This is a genomic window from Rhodococcus sp. OAS809 (genome assembly GCF_040546695.1).
Taxonomy (GTDB): domain Bacteria; phylum Actinomycetota; class Actinomycetes; order Mycobacteriales; family Mycobacteriaceae; genus Rhodococcus_F; species Rhodococcus_F qingshengii.
In genome coordinates this window covers 320,251-340,151 of record NZ_JBEPOI010000001.1, presented here as the reverse complement: position 1 = coordinate 340,151, position 19,901 = coordinate 320,251, and the positions used below count along the sequence as shown (strand labels likewise).

Here is a 19,901-nt window from a genome sequence, read left to right as displayed (position 1 = left end):
CGCGTGGCCAGTCCCCACCGCCGATCGAACCCACCTCCCCAATATGACGAAGTAGCACATGTCCCAGATGGGGGAGATCGCGATACTGCCGAAGCGGGTGAGGTGTAGCGGCGGTGTGTACGAGTGCGATCTAGTCGCGATCTTGCAAACGCCGCCTCGTCAGATCGTGACGCTACCCGTTTGAGTAATCCGGAGCTGGGTAGGTGCTCGTCATGGAGTCTTCGCGAATCGATGCCGAGATCACGTTGATGGTAGACGGCAGCAGCCACACCCTGACGGTCGACACTCGAACCACGCTGCTCGACGCGCTGCGGGATCGCCTCGGCGTGACGTCCCCGAAGAAGGGTTGTGACCACGGGCAGTGCGGATCGTGCACGATCCTCCTCGACGGGCGGCGCGCCGTTACGTGTTTGACGTTCGCAGTGGCACAGGACGGCGCACAGATCACCACGGCAAACGGTTTGGCGGGCCACGACGGTCTGCATGCCGTACAACAAGCCTTTCTCGACCAGGATGCGCTCCAGTGCGGGTACTGCACCCCGGGACAGGTGTGCTCGGCAGTGGGGATGCTCGACGAGGTGAAGGCCGGGCACCCCAGTCATGTCACGGAGGACCTCGATGCTGACCCGGATCTGGACGACGCCGAGATTCGAGAACGCATGAGCGGGAATCTCTGTCGCTGTGCTGCGTACGGCAACATCGTCGCAGCGATTCGACAGGTAGTGCAGTCGTGATGCCGTTCGAGTACCGACGCGCCGAGGATGTCGACGGCGCGTTGGCCCTGGTGACTGAAAACCCCGGCGCCGCCTTTCTCGGAGGCGGTACGAATCTGGTCGACCGTATGAAACTCGGCGTGACCAACCCGCGCATGGTGATCGATGTAAGTCGGCTGCCCCTCGCCGGAGTGGAGATGCTTCCGGATGGAGGAGTCCGCATCGGCGCGACAGTTCGAAACAGCGATCTCGCAGCCCACCCCGTCATCCGCCGCCGATACGCGGTGCTTGCTCGCGCTCTCCTGGCCGGAGCTTCAGGGCAGCTTCGTAATGCCGCGACAACAGCCGGCAATCTGATGCAAGCTACCCGCTGCGTCTACTTCCAGGACGTGACAACTCCGTGCAACAAGCGGGAACCCGGATCTGGTTGCTCCGCCGTCGGCGGCCACGTGCGCTACCACGCAATCCTGGGGGCTTCCGACAAATGCATCGCCGTGCACCCGTCCGACATGGCGGTCGCGCTGGCTGCGTTGGACGCCGTGGTCGTCGTAAGGGACCGCCGTGGCGAGCACAACATTCCTGTCAACGAATTCTACCGTCTCCCTGGAGATTCACCGGAACATGACACAGTTCTGAAACCCGACCAGTTGATCGTTGCAGTGGAGCTGCCCGTGCCTGCACCGGCGGCGCTGTCGACGTACGTCAAGACACGCGATCGCGCCTCCTTCGCTTTCGCTCTGGTTTCGGTTGCCGCTGAGATCGAACTCGAAAACGGTATTGTCGCGGGCGCCCGAATCGCCATCGGAGGCGTGGCGCACCGCCCCTGGCGCGCGTACAAGGCGGAAGAGGTCTTGCTGGGATCCCCGCCTACCGAGGAAGTGTTCGTGCAAGCCGCAGATGCCGAGTTGGCGAACGCGAACCCACAGTCGGGCAATGCTTTCAAGATTCCCCTGACACGCGGCGTCATGGTTTCGGTGCTGAGGTCACTCACCACCGGAGGGCCGACGTGATGAGGATGATCGAACCGGGCTACCTGGGAAATCCGATGGAGCGTCTCGACGGGTCCGCGAAGGTCACGGGGACGGCGCTCTACGCGTTCGAACATCCCGTGGAGAATCCCACCTACCTGCACGCCGTCCAGGCGACGGTTGCGCGTGGCCGCGTTGTCAGCATGAAAACGGAACTGGCAGAGGCACTTCAGGGTGTCGTCGCCGTGATCACCGTTTTCGATGCCCCACGCTTGGCGGATACCGAAGACCGAGAGCTGTCCGTACTCCAGGACCCAGCCGTCCACTTTCGCGGACAATTCATCGGTGCTGTGATTGCCGAAACACCCGAGACAGCCCGTCATGCAGCCGGGTTGGTACAAGTCGAGTACGACGAACTCCCTCATGATTGTGAGCTACGAGCCGATCGCGACGACCTCTACGCCCCGAAGGACGTCAACGGATTCGCGACCGACACGACCGACGGCGATGTCGAGTCGGCATTCGTGGCTGCGGATGTGACGATAGATCAGACCTACACCACTCCACTCGAACACAACAATCCGATGGAACCGCACGCCTGCATTGCAATCTGGGAGGACGACGCCGAGGGTGGGCGGGCGTGCGTCACCCTGTACGACTCTACTCAGGGCGTTCATGTCGTTCGCGAGACCCTGGCGCCCATGTTCGGGCTCGAACTCGAGCAGATGCGAGTCGTGGCGCCACATGTCGGCGGAGGGTTCGGTTCGAAGGGATCACCTCACGCGCACAACGTATTAGCGATTCTTGCTGCCCGCAGGACGGCGGGGCGACCTGTCAAGTTCGCGCTCACGCGGCAGCAGATGTTCGCGATCGTCGGATACCGCACATCCACCATTCAGCACCTGCGCCTCGGTGCGAACTCCCACGGTCTTCTGACGGCGATGTCCCACGACGTAATCGAGCAAACGTCGAAGATCAAGGAATACGCGGAACAGACTGCTGTTGCCACCCGGATCATGTACGCCACGCCTAATCGCTCTACCTCTCACCGGGTTGCAGCCCTCGATGTTGCAGTCCCGTTCTGGATGCGTGCCCCGGGCGAGACTCCGGGTATGTATGCGGTCGAGGTAGCGATGGACGAGCTTGCCGTAGCTTGTGGCCTCGACCCGATCGAACTTCGTGTTCGGAACGAACCCGAAGTGGATCCGGAGAGCGGAAAACCTTGGTCAGGGCGGAATTTGATCGACTGCATGTACGCAGGCGCGGAGAGATTCGGGTGGAAAGATCGGAGTCGGCGTGATGGACGACGTCCGGTGCGTGGTGGTCTCAGTCCGGACGGCAACTGGATGGTGGGTACCGGCATGGCAGCGGCAACCTATCCGGCAATGACGAACCCCGGTTCGAAAGCGCGCATCGTCTTCGGAGCCGATCGAATTTACACTGTTCAGATCGGGGCGGCCGACATTGGCACGGGAACATGGACCGCTCTGACTCAGATCGCCGCCGATGCTCTCGAATGCCACATAGAGGAAGTTCGGCTCCAAATCGGCGACACCACATTCCCTTTCGCCACAGTTGCCGGCGGCTCCGCCGGTATCTCGTCGTGGGGCTCTACTATCGTCGCGGCTGCCCGTCAGTTCCGCGCGGAACACAGCGCCACTCCCCTTGCCGGCGTGGAGACGACAACTGAGACGCCGGAGAATCCGGACGAGGACGTTTACTCCATGCATTCATTCGGTGCTCATTTCGTGGAAGCGCGCGTACATCGCGAGACCGGCGAGATCAGGATCCCCCGGATGCTCGGTGCATTCTCGATCGGACGCGCAATCAATGCAAAAACGCTTCGCTCACAGCTCATCGGAGGAATGACGATGGGATTGTCGATGGCGTTGCACGAGGAAAGCTTCCGGGACAACAGGTTCGGCCACGTGATGACTCACGACTTGGCGAGCTACCACATCAGCACAAACGCGGATGTGCAAGACATCGAAGCCTTCTGGCTCGACGAGACTGACGCACACGTCAACCCGATGGGATCGCGGGGCGCCGGCGAGATCGGGATCGTCGGGGCAGCAGCCGCTGTTGTCAATGCTATCTACGATGCTACCGGTGTGCGGGTACGCGACTTGCCGGTAACAGCGGACAAGGTCCTGTTCAGATGAGTCTTCGGACGACCGTAGAAGGTTAAGGAGCAAGCAATTCTCGAGCATCCCCTCATTCAGCGATGTGAAAGCATAGGCTTGATCACAGCTCTGAAAGGCGCAGTCGCCGTAGTCATCGCGTGGGTGATCGCGAACAGCGTCTTTCACAGCCCTGAAGCATTTCTCGCTCCGTACGCTGCACTCTTCATCATCGGGAACACCGTGCGGAACTCGATGCGGGTGGCCGCCCGCCAGGTCAGTGTGGTCGTCCTCGGAGTTGTTGTGGCCGCCGTCGCGGCGGTGACCCTTCCGACCGTCGCTGCATTGGCCATCGCAACGGGTGCAGGAATACTCGTCGGCCGCATTCCGCGGTTGTCGCCTGACGGGATTTGGGTCGCCGTCACCGCCGTATTGGTCCTTCTGTACGGAACAGCAACCAACCCGTACTTGGTGATGCACCGCATTGGTGACGTAGTGCTCGGAGTATTCGTGGGCATCGCGGTCAATGCCGTGTTGGTGCCGCCGGACTATCTCTCCGACGCCAGAGACCTCTTGGTGGCACGTACGCATGAGGTCGCGGACATTCTCCGACAGATGGCCGCGGACGTGAAAGCCAGTGCTGGAAAACAGGGTTCATGGCGTCAACGCGCTCTGTCGATGAACAAATCCGTTGCCGCGGAGACCGCGGTGATGGACGGTGAAGCCAGCCTGGTCGGAAACTTTCGCAAACGTGGGTGGTTGCGTATAGGAGGATCCGAGTTGTTTCGCCCGGCCGCCGAAGCACTCGATCGAGCAGCGCTACATCTCATGGGCCTGATCCTTGCCGTCGAGGACGGCGATTTCAACGAGAACGGGAGTATGCAAAGTGCCGTCTCGGAGTTGCTCGAAGCGATGGCCATAGCCTTTGCCGATGCGGGAAGAGGTCCGGTGCACGACCCTACCGACCATCGTTCCGTCACGACCTTGCCCCTTGCCCGTGAAAGATTGACCGCACTCGAAAAGCTCGTGCAGCAGGGAACAGTCACAACGTCCGTCGCACCTTCGATAGTTCTCTCCAGCCGTGGGTTACTTGCGGCGCTCGCTGTCCTCGATCGAGAGGAGTACGGAAGCTAGGGGAGTCTCGACCGAGTTTCGACACCCGGCTCACTGGGTAGCAACTCGGGCATGGTGACACACACGGTTGATGCGGACGACGCGCGTAAGCCTTCCGATCCGACCGACCTGACGGCGCAGTCGTGGAAGTTCGTAGCACGACGTTCTGCCCGAGAGTTCACTCGCGATCAGTGCACCGATCTGGCGGCGGCTTTGACGTACTACGCTGTGCTGTCACTGTTCCCGGCGCTTCTGGCGCTGGTGTCCCTGCTGGGAGTTGTCGGCCAGGGGCGTGCCAGTGTGGACACGGTGATGGAACTGGTGGCCGCTGTCGGACCGGACTCGGCCGTGGACACGATGCGTGGCACCGTCGAACAACTGGTGGCGGCCCCTACCGCCGGTTTCGCATTGATCATCGGTCTCGCGGGTGCGTTGTGGTCGGCCTCCGGCTATGTCGGCGCATTCGGGCGAGCGATGAATCGTATGTACGAGGTGGAGGAAGGCAGGCCGGTCTGGAAACTTCGTCCTCTGCAACTGGTCGTCACCCTCGCAGGACTTCTGTTGGTTGCCGCGGTGATCTTGATGCTGGTCGTCAGCGGACCTGTAGCCAAGGCGCTGGGTGATCAGCTCGGCATCGGAGACGGCGCGGTGACGACGTGGAATATTGCGAAGTGGCCCGTCATTCTGATCTGTGTCGCGTTGGCGGTGGCGGTGCTGTATTACGTGACTCCCAATGTGCAACAGCCGAAATTTCGTTGGATCAGCGTCGGAGCAGCACTCGCTATTGCAGTGTGGATCGTGGCCTCAGTCGGATTCGCTTTCTATGTAAGTCATTTCGGTAGTTACAACAAGACGTACGGATCGTTGGCCGGGGCGGTCATCTTCCTCCTCTGGTTGTGGATCACCAATCTTGCGTTGTTGTTCGGAGCAGAAGTTGACGCGGAACTCGAACGCGGCCGGCAGTTACAGGCCGGAATCGAAGCCGAAGAATTCCTGCGGCTGCCTCCTCGGGACACCAGCGTTTCGGAAAAGAACGCTCGTCTGCACGCACACGATATCGCCGCCGGTCGCGAACTTCGCGAAACGCACGGCGGCGAAGACAACGAAGGGACGTCGACCATGACCGAGCGATCCGATAGCCGGGCAACCGTTCCGAGCACCGCGACGCCGAAAACTGTCGACACAGAGGGCGTAGACCCGCACGCACTGTCGACCGTACAACTCGTCGAGCGCCTCACCGAGCAGGTGTCCGACCTCGTACGGGCCGAAATGTCGCACGCAGTAGCCGAAGTCAAGACGAAGAGCACCCGGTTCGGTGTAGGGGTCGGTATCTCCGGCGCCGGTGCACTGCTGCTGCTGTACGGCTTCGCGGTACTTCTGGCGGCAGCAGTACTCGGATTGGCCACAACCCTCGAACCTTGGCTTGCAGCTCTGATCATCGCGGCAATCGTGATCGCCATCGGAGCAATAACCGCACTCGTGGGAGCCAAACGAGCGAAGTCCGCGGCGCCACCACTTCCGGAAGAGACCGTCGAAAGCGTCAAAGCTGACATCGCTACTGCCAAGAAGGGCGTGAAATGAGCACTACCGCAGACGGACCCGACGAGAATGTTCGAGCCCAACGTGAGGCTCTAGCCGCAACCGTAGGCGCACTCGCCGAAAAGGCCGACGTACCGGCCCGCGTCAAAGGTGAGGTGTTGCGTGACGTGGAACGGGTAAGGCAGCGGCCTGCAGCCGTCGCTGCGGCGTTCGGTCTCTTAGTGGTCTTCGTACTTGTCCTCCGCCGCCGCAAGCAGCGTTCCCGCCTCACCAAGCACAACTAGCGAGCGCCGTCGACGTTTGCGGCAACGATCGGCACAATGTTTCGGATTCGAATGAGGTTCTAACGATGAAGCCCCCTGCAGTTCTCCCATCCGAAGTTTCGACGAACATCTCCGTCTTCGATAGGTTCGCGACCTACGTCAGTGCACGCACCTCGCAGGCATGGTTCTTCGTAGTGTGCGTGGTGATAGTGGTGCTCTGGGCGCCGTCGTTCTTCCTTCTCGGCACCATCGACACCTGGCAACTGATCATCAACACCGTCACCACTATCGTCACGTTCCTCTTGGTGGCGTTGTTGCAGAACACACAGAAGCGATCCGACGACGCCGTACAGCACAAGTTGAACGCCATCGCCGACGGCCTGGCCGATCTGATGAAACAACTCGCCCAGCAGCACCCCGAACTCGATAAAGATCTGCGCGAACTGCGACTCGCTGTCGGACTGGAAGACCACGAGAGCGCTTCCTGAACGGAAGGAGTACTCATCATCCACAAACGAGTCCTGCGATCTCGACTCTCGGCCTACTGGCCTGGCACGCTGGGATCGGACACAGACCGTCTGGTTCGGCGATATCGCTGAATTTGCTGCCCGCCATGTAGCGACCCAGAGGGCGCCCTGGCTTGCCAGAAGGCTCGGTGATCCAGCGCAGACAATATGTTCTCATCGTCCGAAGGACTCGGACGCAATGCAATAGGAGCTGCAGTCTTGCAGGCACGGGTTTGCGCCGCCAGTGCCTATCGTCGGGGCGATCATCACGATTCGGAACACGAGGCACGATGCCCCCCATCGCGGCATCGAAAAGTTTGTGCGGTCGTGCACCGCGGAGGACCTGGTCGTATCCGGGTAGCTACGTTCTGACCACGCAAGCTGACAGACACATGCCGTCGTGCACTGGTGCAAATACCAAGTAGCCCAGTTGTAGCGGCCTTTTGCATGGAGAAACTTGGTGAGGCCAAACCGCTGGTGTGTGCAGACGGCATCGGACCAACGCTCATCCTTTGTGCCCACAGCAATGCACGTAGTGCGACCGGCGGGCACGCGTCCCAGGCGTTGTTCGCCCTGAATCCGCTGGTTGCACCGTCGTATCCTGCCACTTAAGCCCTCCCCGGCGCCGTCGAGCAGTGAACTGATCGTTGATCAGGTCTTTTCACCGAACTCCGGGACCTCAAGCGGCCGACCCCGCTCGGCGTTCTCGGTCAGTTCGCTCTCTCACGCACGAGACATGAGCGTTGTGGAACGACCTTCGCGTGTATCAGGCGCGGCCCGTTTCCCGAGTATGTGATCTGGGTAACAAGCGGGGAGTGATGGAGGAGATTGCGATGGATGTTGTGGTGTGGACGGAATCCGAAGAACGGGAGAGGTGGTGGCGCGAAATTGTGGGAATTTCAACCACCCGGAGCCACTGTGTGCCGCCGGATGTCGGAGAGCTGCCGCGTCCCAACCTCTCGACGACATCGAAAAGGAGCGAGTCGGTTGCTACCCATCTTCGGGCAGTAGCCGCGGCTTGACTGTCAGTTCTGGATCGAAGGGGTGGAGATACGATGTTCAACATTGTTCTGTTGCTTGTAGTGCTGAGTATCGGCATCGTTGTGGTGATGTGTCTGGACTTCCCATGGCAACGTTCGCTTTTACGTAGCGATCATCGCCAGATCACGCGTCATAGGCATGGAAGGACCACCGAGCCGTAGAGCTGCCTCCGCCTGACCGTTACACTCCGGCGAGGAGGAAAGACCCGGTCGGGTCGACGGCGACCTGGATGAGCGATCGGCTCTGTTTCCGGATGCGTCGAACCCGTTGGGCGATCACGCCGACGCTTCACGACCTTGCCGAGTTGCGCGGCCGAGCTTTCCGTGAATACCGCGGTCACTTGCCACAGAAGCAGTCGCGGACAGGCAATAAGGCCGCGCTGCCCCTCTCGGCGCGGACGTCGGCCGTGCCCCCCGCAGCGCGAGTGACCGGGGCACTCGTCAAGATGACACAAGGCCATCGCTCCGGGTCCAACATCGAGAAGGGCTGGCCCTGCATCGAAGAAGCCGATGGCCCTAACGCCTTTCGGGCGTTGTCAACGACCAGCGTTCCACTCTCGGTTGGGCGATCGCTTATCGCAACTACGGCGCCACGCGCGATTGCATCAGCTAAGAATTCGCCGCCGTGGGGCTCGGGACCGGTCACGGTTCACAAATGTCGCCAGGCTGCACATGACGAGAAACCTGGCGACTCTTGCTGACCACGAATTCCTCGGTTGCGTCGAATATCTCGGATGCGACTCTGAGATACGGGGCCAGAGCTCGGTTGATCGAGGTCCCTCGTCGACATCGCCCAAGGCCTGTCAGAGACGACGATCCTCCACAGTCGACGTCCGCTGGCTCATGACGGGACTCCACGGGAGATCGACGCGGCGTCCGTGGAGGCGTACCGCACCAGAAGCTTGATTCCGTGCTCTATCGTGGCGGCTAGGATGTCTTCCGGTTCGCCTGAGAACACTTGCTTTTCGGCGTGGACACTTCCGTGGTCGACGATCCCGAACCAGACGGTCCCCGGGGTCACGTCTTCTTGGGTCTGCGGCCCAGCTTCCCCGGTGACGGCGAGCGTCAGTGTGGTTCCCAACAGAGTGGCTGTGCTGTGCGCCATGGCTCGCGCTGATTCTTCGCTCACGACAGGGCCGTTCGGAACATGGAGGACCGACCGTTTCACTTCCCGGTTGTAGGCGACGATCCCACCGCTGAACCAAGAACCGGCATCCGGCGCCTTACCGAGGTGTGCGGCAATATTGCCCGCCGTCAGGGACTCTGCCGTTGACACCGACAAACCTCGGGCCACTGCGACACTTGCCAGGCGGTTGCATAGTTCGTCGAGGTCGGTTTCGGTCGGTAAATCGGGCCGGGGGTCGTTACTCATGTCCAGTCCTCTCCAATAGATGTCGAGCACTCGTATTGTGTCGCTTGATGTTCGAGCTGGTCAACGGGTCAGCGCTCGCGCGGCGCGAGCGCAGGACCGGTCCGCGCGGGATTGATCTCCCCGCCACGACTTCTGTAATCATCCTCCGTTCCTTGAGCATGGCTCCGGTCTTTCCGATGTCGCACATCGCGGACTGCAACAACAGGAGAGACCCTCCTGGGACGAGGAAGTTGGGCCGATGCGATGATCGGATCGAGTGGAACCCGACCGCCGGCGCCGGCGTACCAGGCTCTCTTGGGCTCTGAAGTCGGCAATTCGTCGATTTCCGACGGGACGTACGACGGGTTGAAACCACGAGGTCGAACATTTCTCAGTCAGCACCGCGGTGAGGTCTCCACGACGTGCCTCGACACGTGCTTTGTTGGGAACGCGGTTGAGCATGACGTTCACAATTGGCCGGCGCGAAATGTCTACCGCGAGAACGCGACCAACTCCAGCCTTCGCGGCGGCTATCGACAACGCACCGGTTCCGGCGCAGAGGTCGAGAACGCGAGTCGAGCCCATCACCTGCTGACGCCTCAATGCCTCGGTAAACAGCGACGTATCGTCCTGCGGTCGGTGCGCACCTGGCAATCTAACGATCATCGTCGACTCCTGAGTTCAGGGGTTCCAGTTCAGGGGGTTCGATCCCGACAGTTTTTCTACCCGAATGTTCCTGAAAGCATGCGAGAGAGTGCATCGTTTCGGAATGGACGGCCACAGATTCGCGATGCGCGACTTTCGGTCTCCGACGACTATTTCGGTTCGGACAGCGAAGCACCCGCGGCAGCGACGAACGCCGACTTTGGCAGTAGCCGAGAAATGAGCGTCCAAAGGTATGCCGACGACGGTTGGCTTTTCGCAACCCTGTGCCGATTCGCTGCAGCGCTGGCGCTCGGGGTGGCTTCGGCAATTGGCAGTGCCGACCTAGCCCTTACACAACTTGGCGGGCCAGAAGAGCGACGGGACTTGCACCTCCCGCACGCCGTGTGGTGCGGATCCCACCATCTCGTCGAGCAGCGATTTGGAAATTGAAGGGAGGGAGGCAAAGTGGAGGACGTCCCGTGAAAAGCACCGCACGCGAATGCCCACACCGTAAGGAACACGGCCCTCTGCCCGCGGAGAATTCTGCACCATAGGCGCTCAAGTCCTCAGCGGTCACCGATCGCGGCGCCGCCTACTGACTCACGCACAGATACTGCAGATCCCGGTTGTGGCGCTCCACGCGCTCCCCTCGGAACGCCAACGACACGCGCGGTCGCTGCTGCCGGAAAAGTCGGCAATTGCGCCATTGCGATTCTCAACGGGCCCCGGCCCCTAGTGGCACTGCACGCGCCTGCTCACATCGCTAGAGTCCATTCATGGCCACACTGCGTGAACGCATCATCGAAGAACTCGGCACAAAGCCGACAATCGACGCCGCAGCGGAGGTTCGCGCGCGAGTCCAGTTCCTGAAGGACTACGTGCGCTCGACCCCCGCCCAAAGGGTTCGTTCTGGGAATCAGCGGCGGTCAGGACAGCACGCTCGCCGGAGCCCTCGCCCAACGCGCGGTCACGGAACTTCGTGAAGAAGGCCACGAGGCCGAGTTCGTCGCCGTTCGACTCCCCTATGGCGCGCAGGCCGACGAATCCGATGCTCAGATCGCGCTCGGCTTCATCAAGCCGGACCGCTCTCTCACGGTCAACGTCAAGCCTGGCGCCGACGCCACGGCCCGTGAGGCCTCCGAGGCGTTGGGGAACGGCGAACTACGCGACTTCGTCCGCGGCAACATCAAGGCGCGCGAACGAATGGTCATCCAGTATGCGATTGCCGGTCAGCTCGGCTACCTCGTGATCGGTACCGACCAAGCGGCAGAAGCGATTACCGGCTTCTTCACGAAGTTCGGTGACGGCGGCGTCGACATCACGCCGCTCACCGGCCTGAGCAAACGTCAAGGCGCTGCGCTACTGCAGGAATTGGGCGCACCCGAGAGCACGTGGCGCAAGGTGCCGACCGCCGACCTCGAGGACGACCGACCCGCGCTGCCCGACGAAGTTGCCCTCGGCGTCACGTACTCACAGATAGACGACTACCTCGAAGGAAAGGACGTTTCCTCCGAGGTAGCCGAAAAGCTCGAGAAGATGTTCATCAACACTCGTCACAAGCGCACGGTGCCGGTCACACCCTTCGATACCTGGTGGCACTGAACGCAACACGATGTCGCGCACAATTCGATCCGCAGCTGTCTAATCGGCGGATTGAATCGCGGCGATCCAGCGTCACCCCGCAATTGTTCGGGGCGCGACAGCTAGATCTACTCGAACCGCTATTGCGCGGCACCGAGCGGGTGAAACTACGAGGCAGGCCATGCGGCGCTACAGGTTTCGACGAGCATACCCCGGTAGCGAAGTTCGGAGAACGCGAGTGCCGTTCAGGACGAAACAGAGGTACTTGGCGCGATGTTGCAGTCACACGCACACTGATGCGCTCCTGCCGGTACGCCTGACGAAGGGTAGGCGTGCCGATCGAGAGAAGCGGTTCGGGTCCCACAAACTGGTGCCGACCCCAGAATGGCATGTCCGCGGAAAAGTCGCTCCCCGGTGCAAACAGCACGTGATTGCACGCAGGCTCCATATCATCCGATCACCGCGAGGTCGCTGGAGCCTCTTCGGCTCGTCCACGCCAACCGTACGGTTCCTGGGTGTGATGCCCTCCCTTGTTGCGGAGTTGACTGTTTCATCCGCGCAGGGCCGGGGTACGTGCGTTGCGAACGAACAACGAGGGCTGGTGAAACGTTGTCATGATTGCTGGAGGGAGTGTGTGTTGTGGCTGAGCCGAATGAAATCGACCCTGTCCATGTGGACAATGAACGCACGAATCGATCGCACGTCGGGGAGGCGATCACAGACGGGCGCAACTATCCCGGGTACCTGCTGATCGGCCTCGGATTGGCAACTCTCGGATTAACTTTGGTGGCAGCAGGTTACGGATTTCGTGGGTGGGCGGTCATCGCCGGATGTGTGTGCGTAATTTCTTTCGTCGTCGGTGCCCTGGCAATCTTGATGGAACATCGGCGGATCAAGCGATTGGAAGGCAGCGAACTTCTCGACCAAGAGGGTCATTGAGCGATCTTCCCGGGGCGCTGGTCGAGAAGTAGACCGCCGAAACAGAACCAAAGGCGTGGTCCGGATCGATTGGCACCGTACTCAGGGGACGCTGAGCGAGCTCTTCGTTCGTCCTCTAAGTGAATACCCGCGCTTCGTTTCGACTGAGCGGCCGGAGCGCCCCGTTCGGGGCTCATCGAACAATCCTCGTCGAACAATCTCAGTCGCCCGATGTTCGGGTCACGGCGATTGCCGTTGAGTGAGTGGACACACTGACGAAGCGGAAGAAAATTGCTCAGGTCGCATAAGACGGAGACGAGGAGGACACTAGTGGACTGGTTGACTATCGGTGAGGGAGAAGAGGCCGGAGTTCACCTATACCGCGGTGCTGTGGGGCATGATCGTTCGACGGCCATCGAGCACGTGATCCACCCGGGTCAGGCCATCGCTCACCGCGAGGACGGTTAGGTTGTCGACGTAGCCGGCGAGGTGGTCTTCGACGGCACACCGGCGATGTGATCGCATTCGGGTATCCCAGCGTCAGCGACGCCGAGCTTGGTCTTGAGATCGGTGTCCAGTTTCGGACAGTGTTTGGACCCATACGGGCATTCGGCTCGATCGGTGTTGATCACCGAGTGGGATGCCCCCAATGGGGTGAGTTGCGCAGGGTTAGGATGCATTTCAGTTCCGGTCGTTGCCGGGGCAACTGATCGTCTGTACGCCGTGCCCGGTGCATGGCGGTGTCGAGTACGGGTAGGACGGCATGCCTCTTACGAAGAAGTTTTCCGAGATGTACGACGACGCATTGACTGCACTGGCCGCGGCGTCCCAACGACCTGCCAACGTCGTGAATGTGGACGGCCACTACGCTATTCGCGTCGACCTCGAGTACAACCGCTACGTCCTGGCCACGAACACTCCGCGAGGACTATGGGACGAACCTGACGCCAGCGAATCCTGGTTGGTGCGTATCTTTCAAACCGGCGACGACGGTACGGACACGCTGCTCGGCGAGGCGAAGAAGCCGTGGCTCATCGACGCATTCGACTCCGCGGTCGAACAGCTTGAATCTGACGGAAACATCGTCGTTGCAGACGCGGAATTCGGCAGCATTCGTTACACCCGCGAACTGGGCTGAACAGTCTCGGGCGTGACTCCCGGTGGTGTGTCCACGGCCGTTTCGCTCAGCTGAGCGATCCGCTCAGCCAGGATCGCGTTCTCGGTTTCAAGTGAGAGAATGACACCGATTCCGGTCAAGTTGATTCCGTCGCCGATCAACGCGGTAATACGGCGCAGTTTGTCGAGGTCCGCCGCGCTGTAACGCCGCGTCCCGCCACTGGTGCGTGCGGGGGTCAACAGTCCGCGACGTTCGTAGAGTCTCAATGTCTGTGGGCCGACTCCGGACAGTTCCGACATCACGGAAATTCCGTAGACCCCTCGGTGGGCGTGCGCTGGATCCTTCAATGCCTCAGCACTCTCCTTTAACCCAGCCGAATATCTCTCGACCTTAACATGTTGGTGCGCCGTCCCCCCGCCCTCCCGCACCTAAAACCTGATCTCCGACGCCACAGATTTCATCTGACGTGCGAACCCGATCTCGCCGGGAAAGGAGCCGAAAAGATTCCGCGCATGCTGGTTTCGTGCATAAGTGGGCATGTCTGGGCCCGGAAGTCGTATTGCGGTCGGTCGATCACTGTTTCACCTGTTGCCTTTTATCTGCATCGGCTGATATAGATTTATGACAGTCAATTACTTAGATGCATGCTGGAGCACTTGCACTTCGGGAGCGCGAATGACCACTGCCATGGCCACCGCCCGCGGCGGCGACGGCATCACCTGTCCGGCGCTGGGGCCGCTCTGCGGGCCTGTGTTCGCGCGGGCCGCGGCGATGGTTTTCTGGAGCGTTCTGCCGATCAACACCCGAAAATGAAGGAGACGACGATGTCGGCAACACGATCTGTACGCCGTTCCGACAACACGACGGTGTCTTCACCTCAGCGAGGGGCCACTGTCCTTCGGCGCTCTGCCAGGGCGATGACAAGGGGGAAGGGGTTGGCATTCTCATGAGCACCCACACGCGAGACGCCGACTACACGCACCTTGCGGCCCTTTTCGAACAGATGGCTTCAATGCCGAATGACGACGAGCACCGCGAGCGTCTACGCGCGCAGATCATCGAGTCGTGTCTACCACTGACCCGGAACATCGCCTTGCGATACCGCGGTCGCGGACAAGCCCACGAGGACCTCGTACAGGCCGCCAGCGTCGGTCTGGTCAGTGCGGTGAACCGCTTCGATCTCGCCAAGGGCAAAGACTTCCTAGCCTTCGCGATTCCGACGATGGTGGGTGAAGTGCGCAAACATTTCCGGGACCGCGGCTGGGACGTCCGTGTTCCGCGCTCGTTGCAGGAAAACTATCTCGCGCTCAACAAGGCCCGCTCTTCCCTCACCCAAGCCCTCGGACGCGAACCCACCGTGCCGGAACTGGCAAAAGAACTCGAAGTGGAACCTGCCGAGATCGCGGAGATCGTCGCCGCCGGCGATTCCTATCACGCTGCGTCCCTCGATGCCGCAACCGTCAACGACGGACGGACGATCGCAGACACCTTGGGAGACTTCGACTCTGCCCTCGAAGGCATTGACAACCAACAAACGCTCCGACCGGCACTACTCGCACTTCCTCAACGAGAACGCGCAATCGTGCTCTACCGATTCTTCGGTGAACTGACCCAAGCGGAAATTGCCGAGAAGGTTGGTCTCTCGCAAATGCATGTCTCCCGACTGCTTGCACAATCGCTCAAAGCGCTCCGACGGACGCAGTCCCTCGCAGCCCTCGAGGCCGCCGTCGCAGCGTGAGCTGGATGCCAAGAAAAGTGGACTCGTGTTGATCCCGGTACAAAGCAACTCGTGATCGGACGCGTCGTCGGTTACGGCGACGAGACACACCAACTGTCCGGTGGCCGGCGCTTACTCGTTGCCCTCCTCCGCGCGCGGGATCAAGAATCTGCCTGCAAGACCTTGGTCAGTGTGATTGTCACAGCCCACTTCTCCTCGGGTGCGGTAGGCGGGAGCTCCTCGAGGACCACTTCGTCGGCCAGGGTCTCGAGGACGCGCCACCCGAAGGACGAAGTGCTCGTGGTGATCTGACCCGTTGTTGCCGCAGAGAGGATCACCTGCGCAGCGGCGGTATCGTCGCCGAACGTGCACGTCAGGGTGCTGGAGGGGAGGGCGTGGCCGATGAGGATGGTCGCTGCTTCGTCGGCGGCGAGTACGAGATCGGACAACGCGTCCAACGAGAGCGCATAGTGCGCGGCCACGGTTCGCACCAGCGATCGCAGCACCGGCAGTTGATCCGGTGATGCAGAGACGGACAGTGAAGGTGAAACGGCGACCGGGGAAACGATCGCCCGCGCGAAGGACGTCACGTGAGATTTGCTCCTGTACTTGATCGGATGCAGCCAACCCCATTGGTGGGATCTTGGTAGCCGCATTCGAGAAGGATGATCAGCACTCAGCTACCCAACTGAAGTGCCGCCAAACATCGAGCTTAACGCCGTTGTCAGAGACCCAGCAGGGCGTGGTCGGAGTGTGTTGGTACGGCGTCGGCCATGTGGAAGTCCGTTGCCAGCCCCGTGAGGAGCTTTTCTGCGACATCACGAACTTTCACGAGTGTTTCCTGCGAATGCCAGGTGAGGACGTTGAATGCCCGGTTCGCCGATTCCGTGACCGTGTCATCGATAGTTTCGGTGACATCGACGTAGAAGCCGGAACTGCCGATGATCTCGCCGGACTCGTCGACCAGTCGTTCGCCGACTATCACCACCGAGCGCGTCGTTCCTCTAGTGTCGACGATGCGGTGCCGGCTGCTGAACGAGCCGCCGGAAGTGCGGAGCGCTTCCAACGTCTCAGCGACATGAGGCCGATCGCCGGAATGTTTCTGGGAGAGACGCAATTCCGTGGCGGGGGTGATGGCGCCGGGTTCGTAGCGGTGTATCCGACTACTTCCACTGATCGTCGGCGCGGCGATAGAGGAATCCTCCCACCCGTTGTAGCGCAACGGATTTCGCCGTCGGACCCACGCCCATGTCGTCCGGTACAGCATGTCCCTTTCGTTCCTCGCCCAACCCTGGGCTCGATGCAGCGATGTTTGCCCGCCGAACTGCCTGGGCATCACCACCGAGCGCAGGCGCAGCGCGGATGCTGCGCGTCGGAGCTGGTGGGCTCGCCGTCGCGCATGGACCGGCACCCGGTCGCATGTCTGGGCTGTCATGCATAATCGGTGCCGGTCCGACCCGCCGCCAGTAACTCCTGAACTACGTTCTGTAGCACAAGATTTGACGATCCCAGGGTCACCCCGGATTGATGGACCGGATGGGCGGCGATACAGACATAGGGGACAAGCGCCCTGGGGCGATAGTGAGCGGTACTGGAAGAAGTTCCGGCGAGAGGACAATCAGATGAACGGCGGGAACGAGAAGGCAACGAGCGAGAACTCGTCGAGAAAGCGGACGTGATATTTCCATCCGAGGTATCGACGAAACTCTCCGTCTTCGACCGGTTCGCCACCTACGTCAGTGCACCTCACAGGCATGGTTTTCGTGATGTGCGTGATAATCGTGGTGCTCTGGGCTCCGTCGTTCTTCCTGTTGGGCACTATCGACACCTGGCAACTGACCATCAACACCGTCACATTCCTCGAATCTAGCGGATCCCAGGGGGCGCACGATCGAATCGGGAGCACGTCACACCATCACCCGAAAGCAATCGAGTGAGGAGTCGGTGGCATCGGGCACGGCCATACCCGCGCGCAGCCCGGACTGAAGGTAGCCGATGACGTCCGCGTCGAGGCGCTCTCCGGGCACCACGACCGGAATTCCGGGTGGGTACGGGGTGAGTTGCTCGGCGGCGATACGTCCCGCAGCGTGTGCACCCGGGACCATTTCTGTTCGGCCGAAAAACGCCTCGCGTGGCGATGACACAGTTTCGAGTTGAAGGCTCGCAGGAGAGGGTAGCTCGATGCGGGGGGTGTCGGGGAAACTTGGTGCTGCGCCGCAGAGAGCTTCGAGGCCGTCCAGCAGTCGTCGGGTGGTCTCGCGATCGTCTGCGGTGGAGACGGTCGCGAGAATGCGCCGGTGATCGCTCATGCCTACATCGATCGAGCGTTCGGCTCGGAGCCAATCCGCGCACTGATAGCCGGTGGCTCCCGTCCGTGAAACGTCGATCAGCACTTGCATTCTGTCGAGGTCGTGGGAAGCCTGGTGGCCCAGCAATTCAGAGTCGAGGACCTCGAGATCTGGGAGTTGTTTGATGTCGTCACGAAGCGAGGTGACCAGTGTCAGCGCTGTATCCAACAACTCGTGTCCGGTCTCGACCATCTGACGGCGCCATCCGTCGAGAGCTGAATAGATCATGACGTTGGGGCTCGTGGTCATCAACAGATCGGCGCACGCCGACAGGTGAGCAGTGTCGACAAGATCTCCCTGGACGTGGAAGACCGACCCCTGTTCGAAACCCATCCCCATCTTGTGCACACTGACCACGCAGACGTCCGCTCCTGCATCCATTGCCCAGGTGGGCAATCCTTCGTGAAAAGGGAGATGTGCACCCCACGCCTCGTCGACGATCAAGGGTTTACCCCTCCGATGGCACTCGTCTGCGATCGCGGCTAGGTCTGCACAGGTGCCGTACGGACTCGGGCTGACGATCAGCGCCCCCGCCGCGTCCGGGTTCTTTTCCCACGCGTCGCGCACTTGGGAAGGGGAAGGGGGATGCGAAATGTGGTGCGCAGCATCCCACTGCGGGGTTATCCATCGGGGAGTGATGCCGGCAAAGATCAGCCCCGCGACGATCGACTTGTGACTGTCTCGACTGAGCAGCAGCCCACCGGGATCGTTGCCCGCGACTGCCATCATTGCTGCCTTGACGGACAGTGAACTACCGCAGGTCGAGAAGAACGCATAGTCCGCGCCCACCGCATCGGCCATCAATCGTTCGGCATCTGCAAGGTAGTTGTTCGACGATCGGCGGTCGTCGAGGCCGGACGTAGCGAGAACGTCGTCGTGGAACGGCTCCCGCCCGAGTACATCGAGTACCCGCCGGTCCGTGCCGCGCCCTTGTCTGTGCCCCGGTGGGGTGAACCCGTATCGATCCAACCGACGGTACTGCTCGAGGGCCTCCAATAACGGTGCTCGGTTTTGATCCATGCGGCGGGACTACCCCGCACTCGATGGAAACAATCGAAACAAACGTCACACTGGGCTCCTTCTGCCTCGAGACCTGCCGCTCTAAAGATGACCCGAAGCCACTCAGCACGGGAGGCGGGGAGGAATCGTGATACCCGCGCCCCTGGCTCTATCTCGAGAATTGGCACGCGGGACTAAATTCGGCACAGTGAGTTGATCGATCCTGCCGAATCACCGGACAACCCACCGGAGTAGACAGACAATATGGTTCGTTTCTGCCTTGTTTTTAGTCGTCGCGGGCCGGTATCTGGACTTCACACACGGGAAACTGACTTCGTAGGCCGACATCTTGTGGACGAAATCACGTTCGTCTGCCATGGACCCGCTGCGGATCCTACGACCACGCCGAAACTATGTGCCTGACGCCAGTCTGTTTTGTAATCGCTGTGATCGGATCGAGTTACGACGGGCGGCCACCTCGGACCATCTGTGGACGAAGGAAAGTGCGTCGACCAGCCTGACTGCCGAATGTTCACTTCCGCGGCACGCCCTTCGACTCCACACGAAACAACGAGCCGTACAGGTGAGCTGTTCTTCACCAGCATCAGCATCCGTTGGCGAGCGCTCCCGGCACCAAGCGATTGTCACGGCGGCCGAGGCGAGTGCGATTTCGAGGGGGAGGCGCGTGCATGAAACGCGGCTTCGGGTGAGCCCAAATCGCAGGATGCTCTTCGCTTGTGTGAGTTACGCGAAAAATGGGTAACGCTAGGTCGACCCCGGGAAGTGTGCCCGTCGCGTTCAGGCGTGCGGCACGAAACACGTTCCGCCTCAACCCAATCCAACAGACGCATCTACGATATGGTGATGAGGTATCGCGGTTGAGGAACCAGCCGTTGAAGCGAGAAACAGCCGTCTTCTCGTCTCTTCGGCGCGAGCGCGCCCTGACCTGATGCAAGGAGTGAG

The 19,901-nt window shown here is 60.9% G+C and carries 19 protein-coding genes and 2 pseudogenes; 14 read left to right on the top strand and 7 right to left on the bottom strand.

Annotated elements, in window-relative coordinates:
• Nucleotides 1-212 precede the first annotated feature (212 nt).
• The 7 genes from ABIE52_RS01650 (at nt 213) to ABIE52_RS01620 (ending at nt 7,204) form a co-directional block, all read left to right on the top strand.
• Nucleotides 213-734, top strand: coding sequence for a 2Fe-2S iron-sulfur cluster-binding protein (locus ABIE52_RS01650; protein ID WP_019749532.1), 522 nt, complete (start codon nt 213-215; stop codon nt 732-734).
• Nucleotides 731-1,723 carry an FAD binding domain-containing protein gene (locus ABIE52_RS01645; RefSeq protein ID WP_024488117.1) on the top strand — a complete coding sequence of 331 codons (993 nt, stop codon included), beginning with the start codon at nt 731-733 and terminating at the stop codon, nt 1,721-1,723. The genes ABIE52_RS01650 and ABIE52_RS01645 overlap by 4 nt, the downstream gene beginning before the upstream one ends.
• Nucleotides 1,723-3,843, top strand: coding sequence for a xanthine dehydrogenase family protein molybdopterin-binding subunit (locus ABIE52_RS01640; protein ID WP_192713022.1), 2,121 nt, complete (start codon nt 1,723-1,725; stop codon nt 3,841-3,843). The genes ABIE52_RS01645 and ABIE52_RS01640 overlap by 1 nt, the downstream gene beginning before the upstream one ends.
• 78 nt (nt 3,844-3,921) lie before the next feature.
• A complete protein-coding gene (locus tag ABIE52_RS01635) occupies nt 3,922-4,935 on the top strand; it encodes an FUSC family protein (protein ID WP_192713023.1) in 1,014 nt (337 codons plus the stop codon).
• A 51-nt stretch (nt 4,936-4,986) separates the two neighbouring features.
• Nucleotides 4,987-6,495, top strand: a complete 1,509-nt coding sequence (locus ABIE52_RS01630) for a YhjD/YihY/BrkB family envelope integrity protein (protein WP_192713024.1) — start codon at nt 4,987-4,989, stop codon at nt 6,493-6,495.
• Nucleotides 6,492-6,737 carry a DUF3618 domain-containing protein gene (locus ABIE52_RS01625; RefSeq protein ID WP_192713025.1) on the top strand — a complete coding sequence of 82 codons (246 nt, stop codon included), beginning with the start codon at nt 6,492-6,494 and terminating at the stop codon, nt 6,735-6,737. Before ABIE52_RS01630 ends, ABIE52_RS01625 begins: the two co-directional genes overlap by 4 nt.
• 65 nt (nt 6,738-6,802) lie before the next feature.
• Nucleotides 6,803-7,204 carry a low affinity iron permease family protein gene (locus ABIE52_RS01620; protein WP_019749538.1) on the top strand — a complete coding sequence of 134 codons (402 nt, stop codon included), beginning with the start codon at nt 6,803-6,805 and terminating at the stop codon, nt 7,202-7,204.
• A gap of 1,899 nt (nt 7,205-9,103) precedes the next feature.
• Here the strand turns inward: ABIE52_RS01620 and ABIE52_RS01615 are convergent.
• The gene (locus tag ABIE52_RS01615; RefSeq protein WP_192713026.1) at nt 9,104-9,634 is read right to left on the bottom strand and encodes a CinA family protein; all 531 of its coding nucleotides are present in this window, start codon (nt 9,632-9,634) and stop codon (nt 9,104-9,106) included.
• A 138-nt stretch (nt 9,635-9,772) separates the two neighbouring features.
• Complete coding sequence (locus ABIE52_RS01610; protein ID WP_192713027.1) at nt 9,773-10,279, bottom strand: 50S ribosomal protein L11 methyltransferase; 507 nt, start codon at nt 10,277-10,279, stop codon at nt 9,773-9,775.
• A 755-nt stretch (nt 10,280-11,034) separates the two neighbouring features.
• Here ABIE52_RS01610 and nadE point away from each other — a divergent pair.
• From nadE to ABIE52_RS01595, 3 genes and pseudogenes are all read left to right on the top strand, one after another.
• Nucleotides 11,035-11,860, top strand: a pseudogene (gene nadE / locus ABIE52_RS01605) (NAD(+) synthase).
• A 618-nt stretch (nt 11,861-12,478) separates the two neighbouring features.
• On the top strand, nt 12,479-12,778 hold the full coding sequence (locus tag ABIE52_RS01600; protein ID WP_354541408.1) for a hypothetical protein: 300 nt from the start codon (nt 12,479-12,481) through the stop codon (nt 12,776-12,778).
• A gap of 309 nt (nt 12,779-13,087) precedes the next feature.
• The gene (locus ABIE52_RS01595; protein WP_192713029.1) at nt 13,088-13,225 is read left to right on the top strand and encodes a hypothetical protein; all 138 of its coding nucleotides are present in this window, start codon (nt 13,088-13,090) and stop codon (nt 13,223-13,225) included.
• On the opposite strand, the gene ABIE52_RS01590 is transcribed toward ABIE52_RS01595, so the two are convergent.
• Nucleotides 13,222-13,437, bottom strand: a complete 216-nt coding sequence (locus ABIE52_RS01590) for a hypothetical protein (protein WP_156423137.1) — start codon at nt 13,435-13,437, stop codon at nt 13,222-13,224. The genes ABIE52_RS01595 and ABIE52_RS01590 overlap by 4 nt on opposite strands.
• Nucleotides 13,438-13,520: 83 nt before the next feature.
• On the opposite strand from ABIE52_RS01590, the gene ABIE52_RS01585 reads away from it, so the two are divergent.
• Nucleotides 13,521-13,895 (top strand): hypothetical protein, encoded by a 375-nt coding sequence (locus tag ABIE52_RS01585; RefSeq protein WP_029256709.1) that lies wholly within the window; start codon nt 13,521-13,523, stop codon nt 13,893-13,895.
• Here the strand turns inward: ABIE52_RS01585 and ABIE52_RS01580 are convergent.
• Nucleotides 13,874-14,221: a MerR family transcriptional regulator gene (locus ABIE52_RS01580; RefSeq protein WP_354541407.1), complete on the bottom strand. Its 348-nt coding sequence runs from the start codon at nt 14,219-14,221 to the stop codon at nt 13,874-13,876. The genes ABIE52_RS01585 and ABIE52_RS01580 overlap by 22 nt on opposite strands.
• A gap of 328 nt (nt 14,222-14,549) precedes the next feature.
• Between ABIE52_RS01580 and ABIE52_RS01575 the strand changes: the two genes are divergently transcribed.
• Both ABIE52_RS01575 and ABIE52_RS01570 read left to right on the top strand, forming a co-directional pair.
• Nucleotides 14,550-14,687 (top strand): hypothetical protein, encoded by a 138-nt coding sequence (locus ABIE52_RS01575; RefSeq protein WP_153212855.1) that lies wholly within the window; start codon nt 14,550-14,552, stop codon nt 14,685-14,687.
• Nucleotides 14,688-14,820: 133 nt separating this feature from the next.
• Complete coding sequence (locus ABIE52_RS01570; protein ID WP_192713031.1) at nt 14,821-15,612, top strand: SigB/SigF/SigG family RNA polymerase sigma factor; 792 nt, start codon at nt 14,821-14,823, stop codon at nt 15,610-15,612.
• 140 nt (nt 15,613-15,752) lie between these two features.
• Here ABIE52_RS01570 and ABIE52_RS01565 read toward each other — a convergent pair whose 3' ends face one another.
• A complete protein-coding gene (locus ABIE52_RS01565; RefSeq protein ID WP_019749549.1) occupies nt 15,753-16,181 on the bottom strand; it encodes an ATP-binding protein in 429 nt (142 codons plus the stop codon).
• 134 nt (nt 16,182-16,315) lie between these two features.
• A complete protein-coding gene (locus tag ABIE52_RS01560) occupies nt 16,316-17,026 on the bottom strand; it encodes a PAS domain-containing protein (protein WP_354541406.1) in 711 nt (236 codons plus the stop codon).
• A gap of 240 nt (nt 17,027-17,266) precedes the next feature.
• Here ABIE52_RS01560 and ABIE52_RS01555 point away from each other — a divergent pair.
• A pseudogene (locus ABIE52_RS01555) lies at nt 17,267-17,447 on the top strand (low affinity iron permease family protein); the annotation flags it as partial.
• Between the two features lie 51 nt (nt 17,448-17,498).
• Here the strand turns inward: ABIE52_RS01555 and ABIE52_RS01550 are convergent.
• A complete protein-coding gene (locus ABIE52_RS01550; protein ID WP_192713033.1) occupies nt 17,499-18,959 on the bottom strand; it encodes an aminotransferase class I/II-fold pyridoxal phosphate-dependent enzyme in 1,461 nt (486 codons plus the stop codon).
• Between the last annotated feature and the right edge of the window lie 942 nt (nt 18,960-19,901).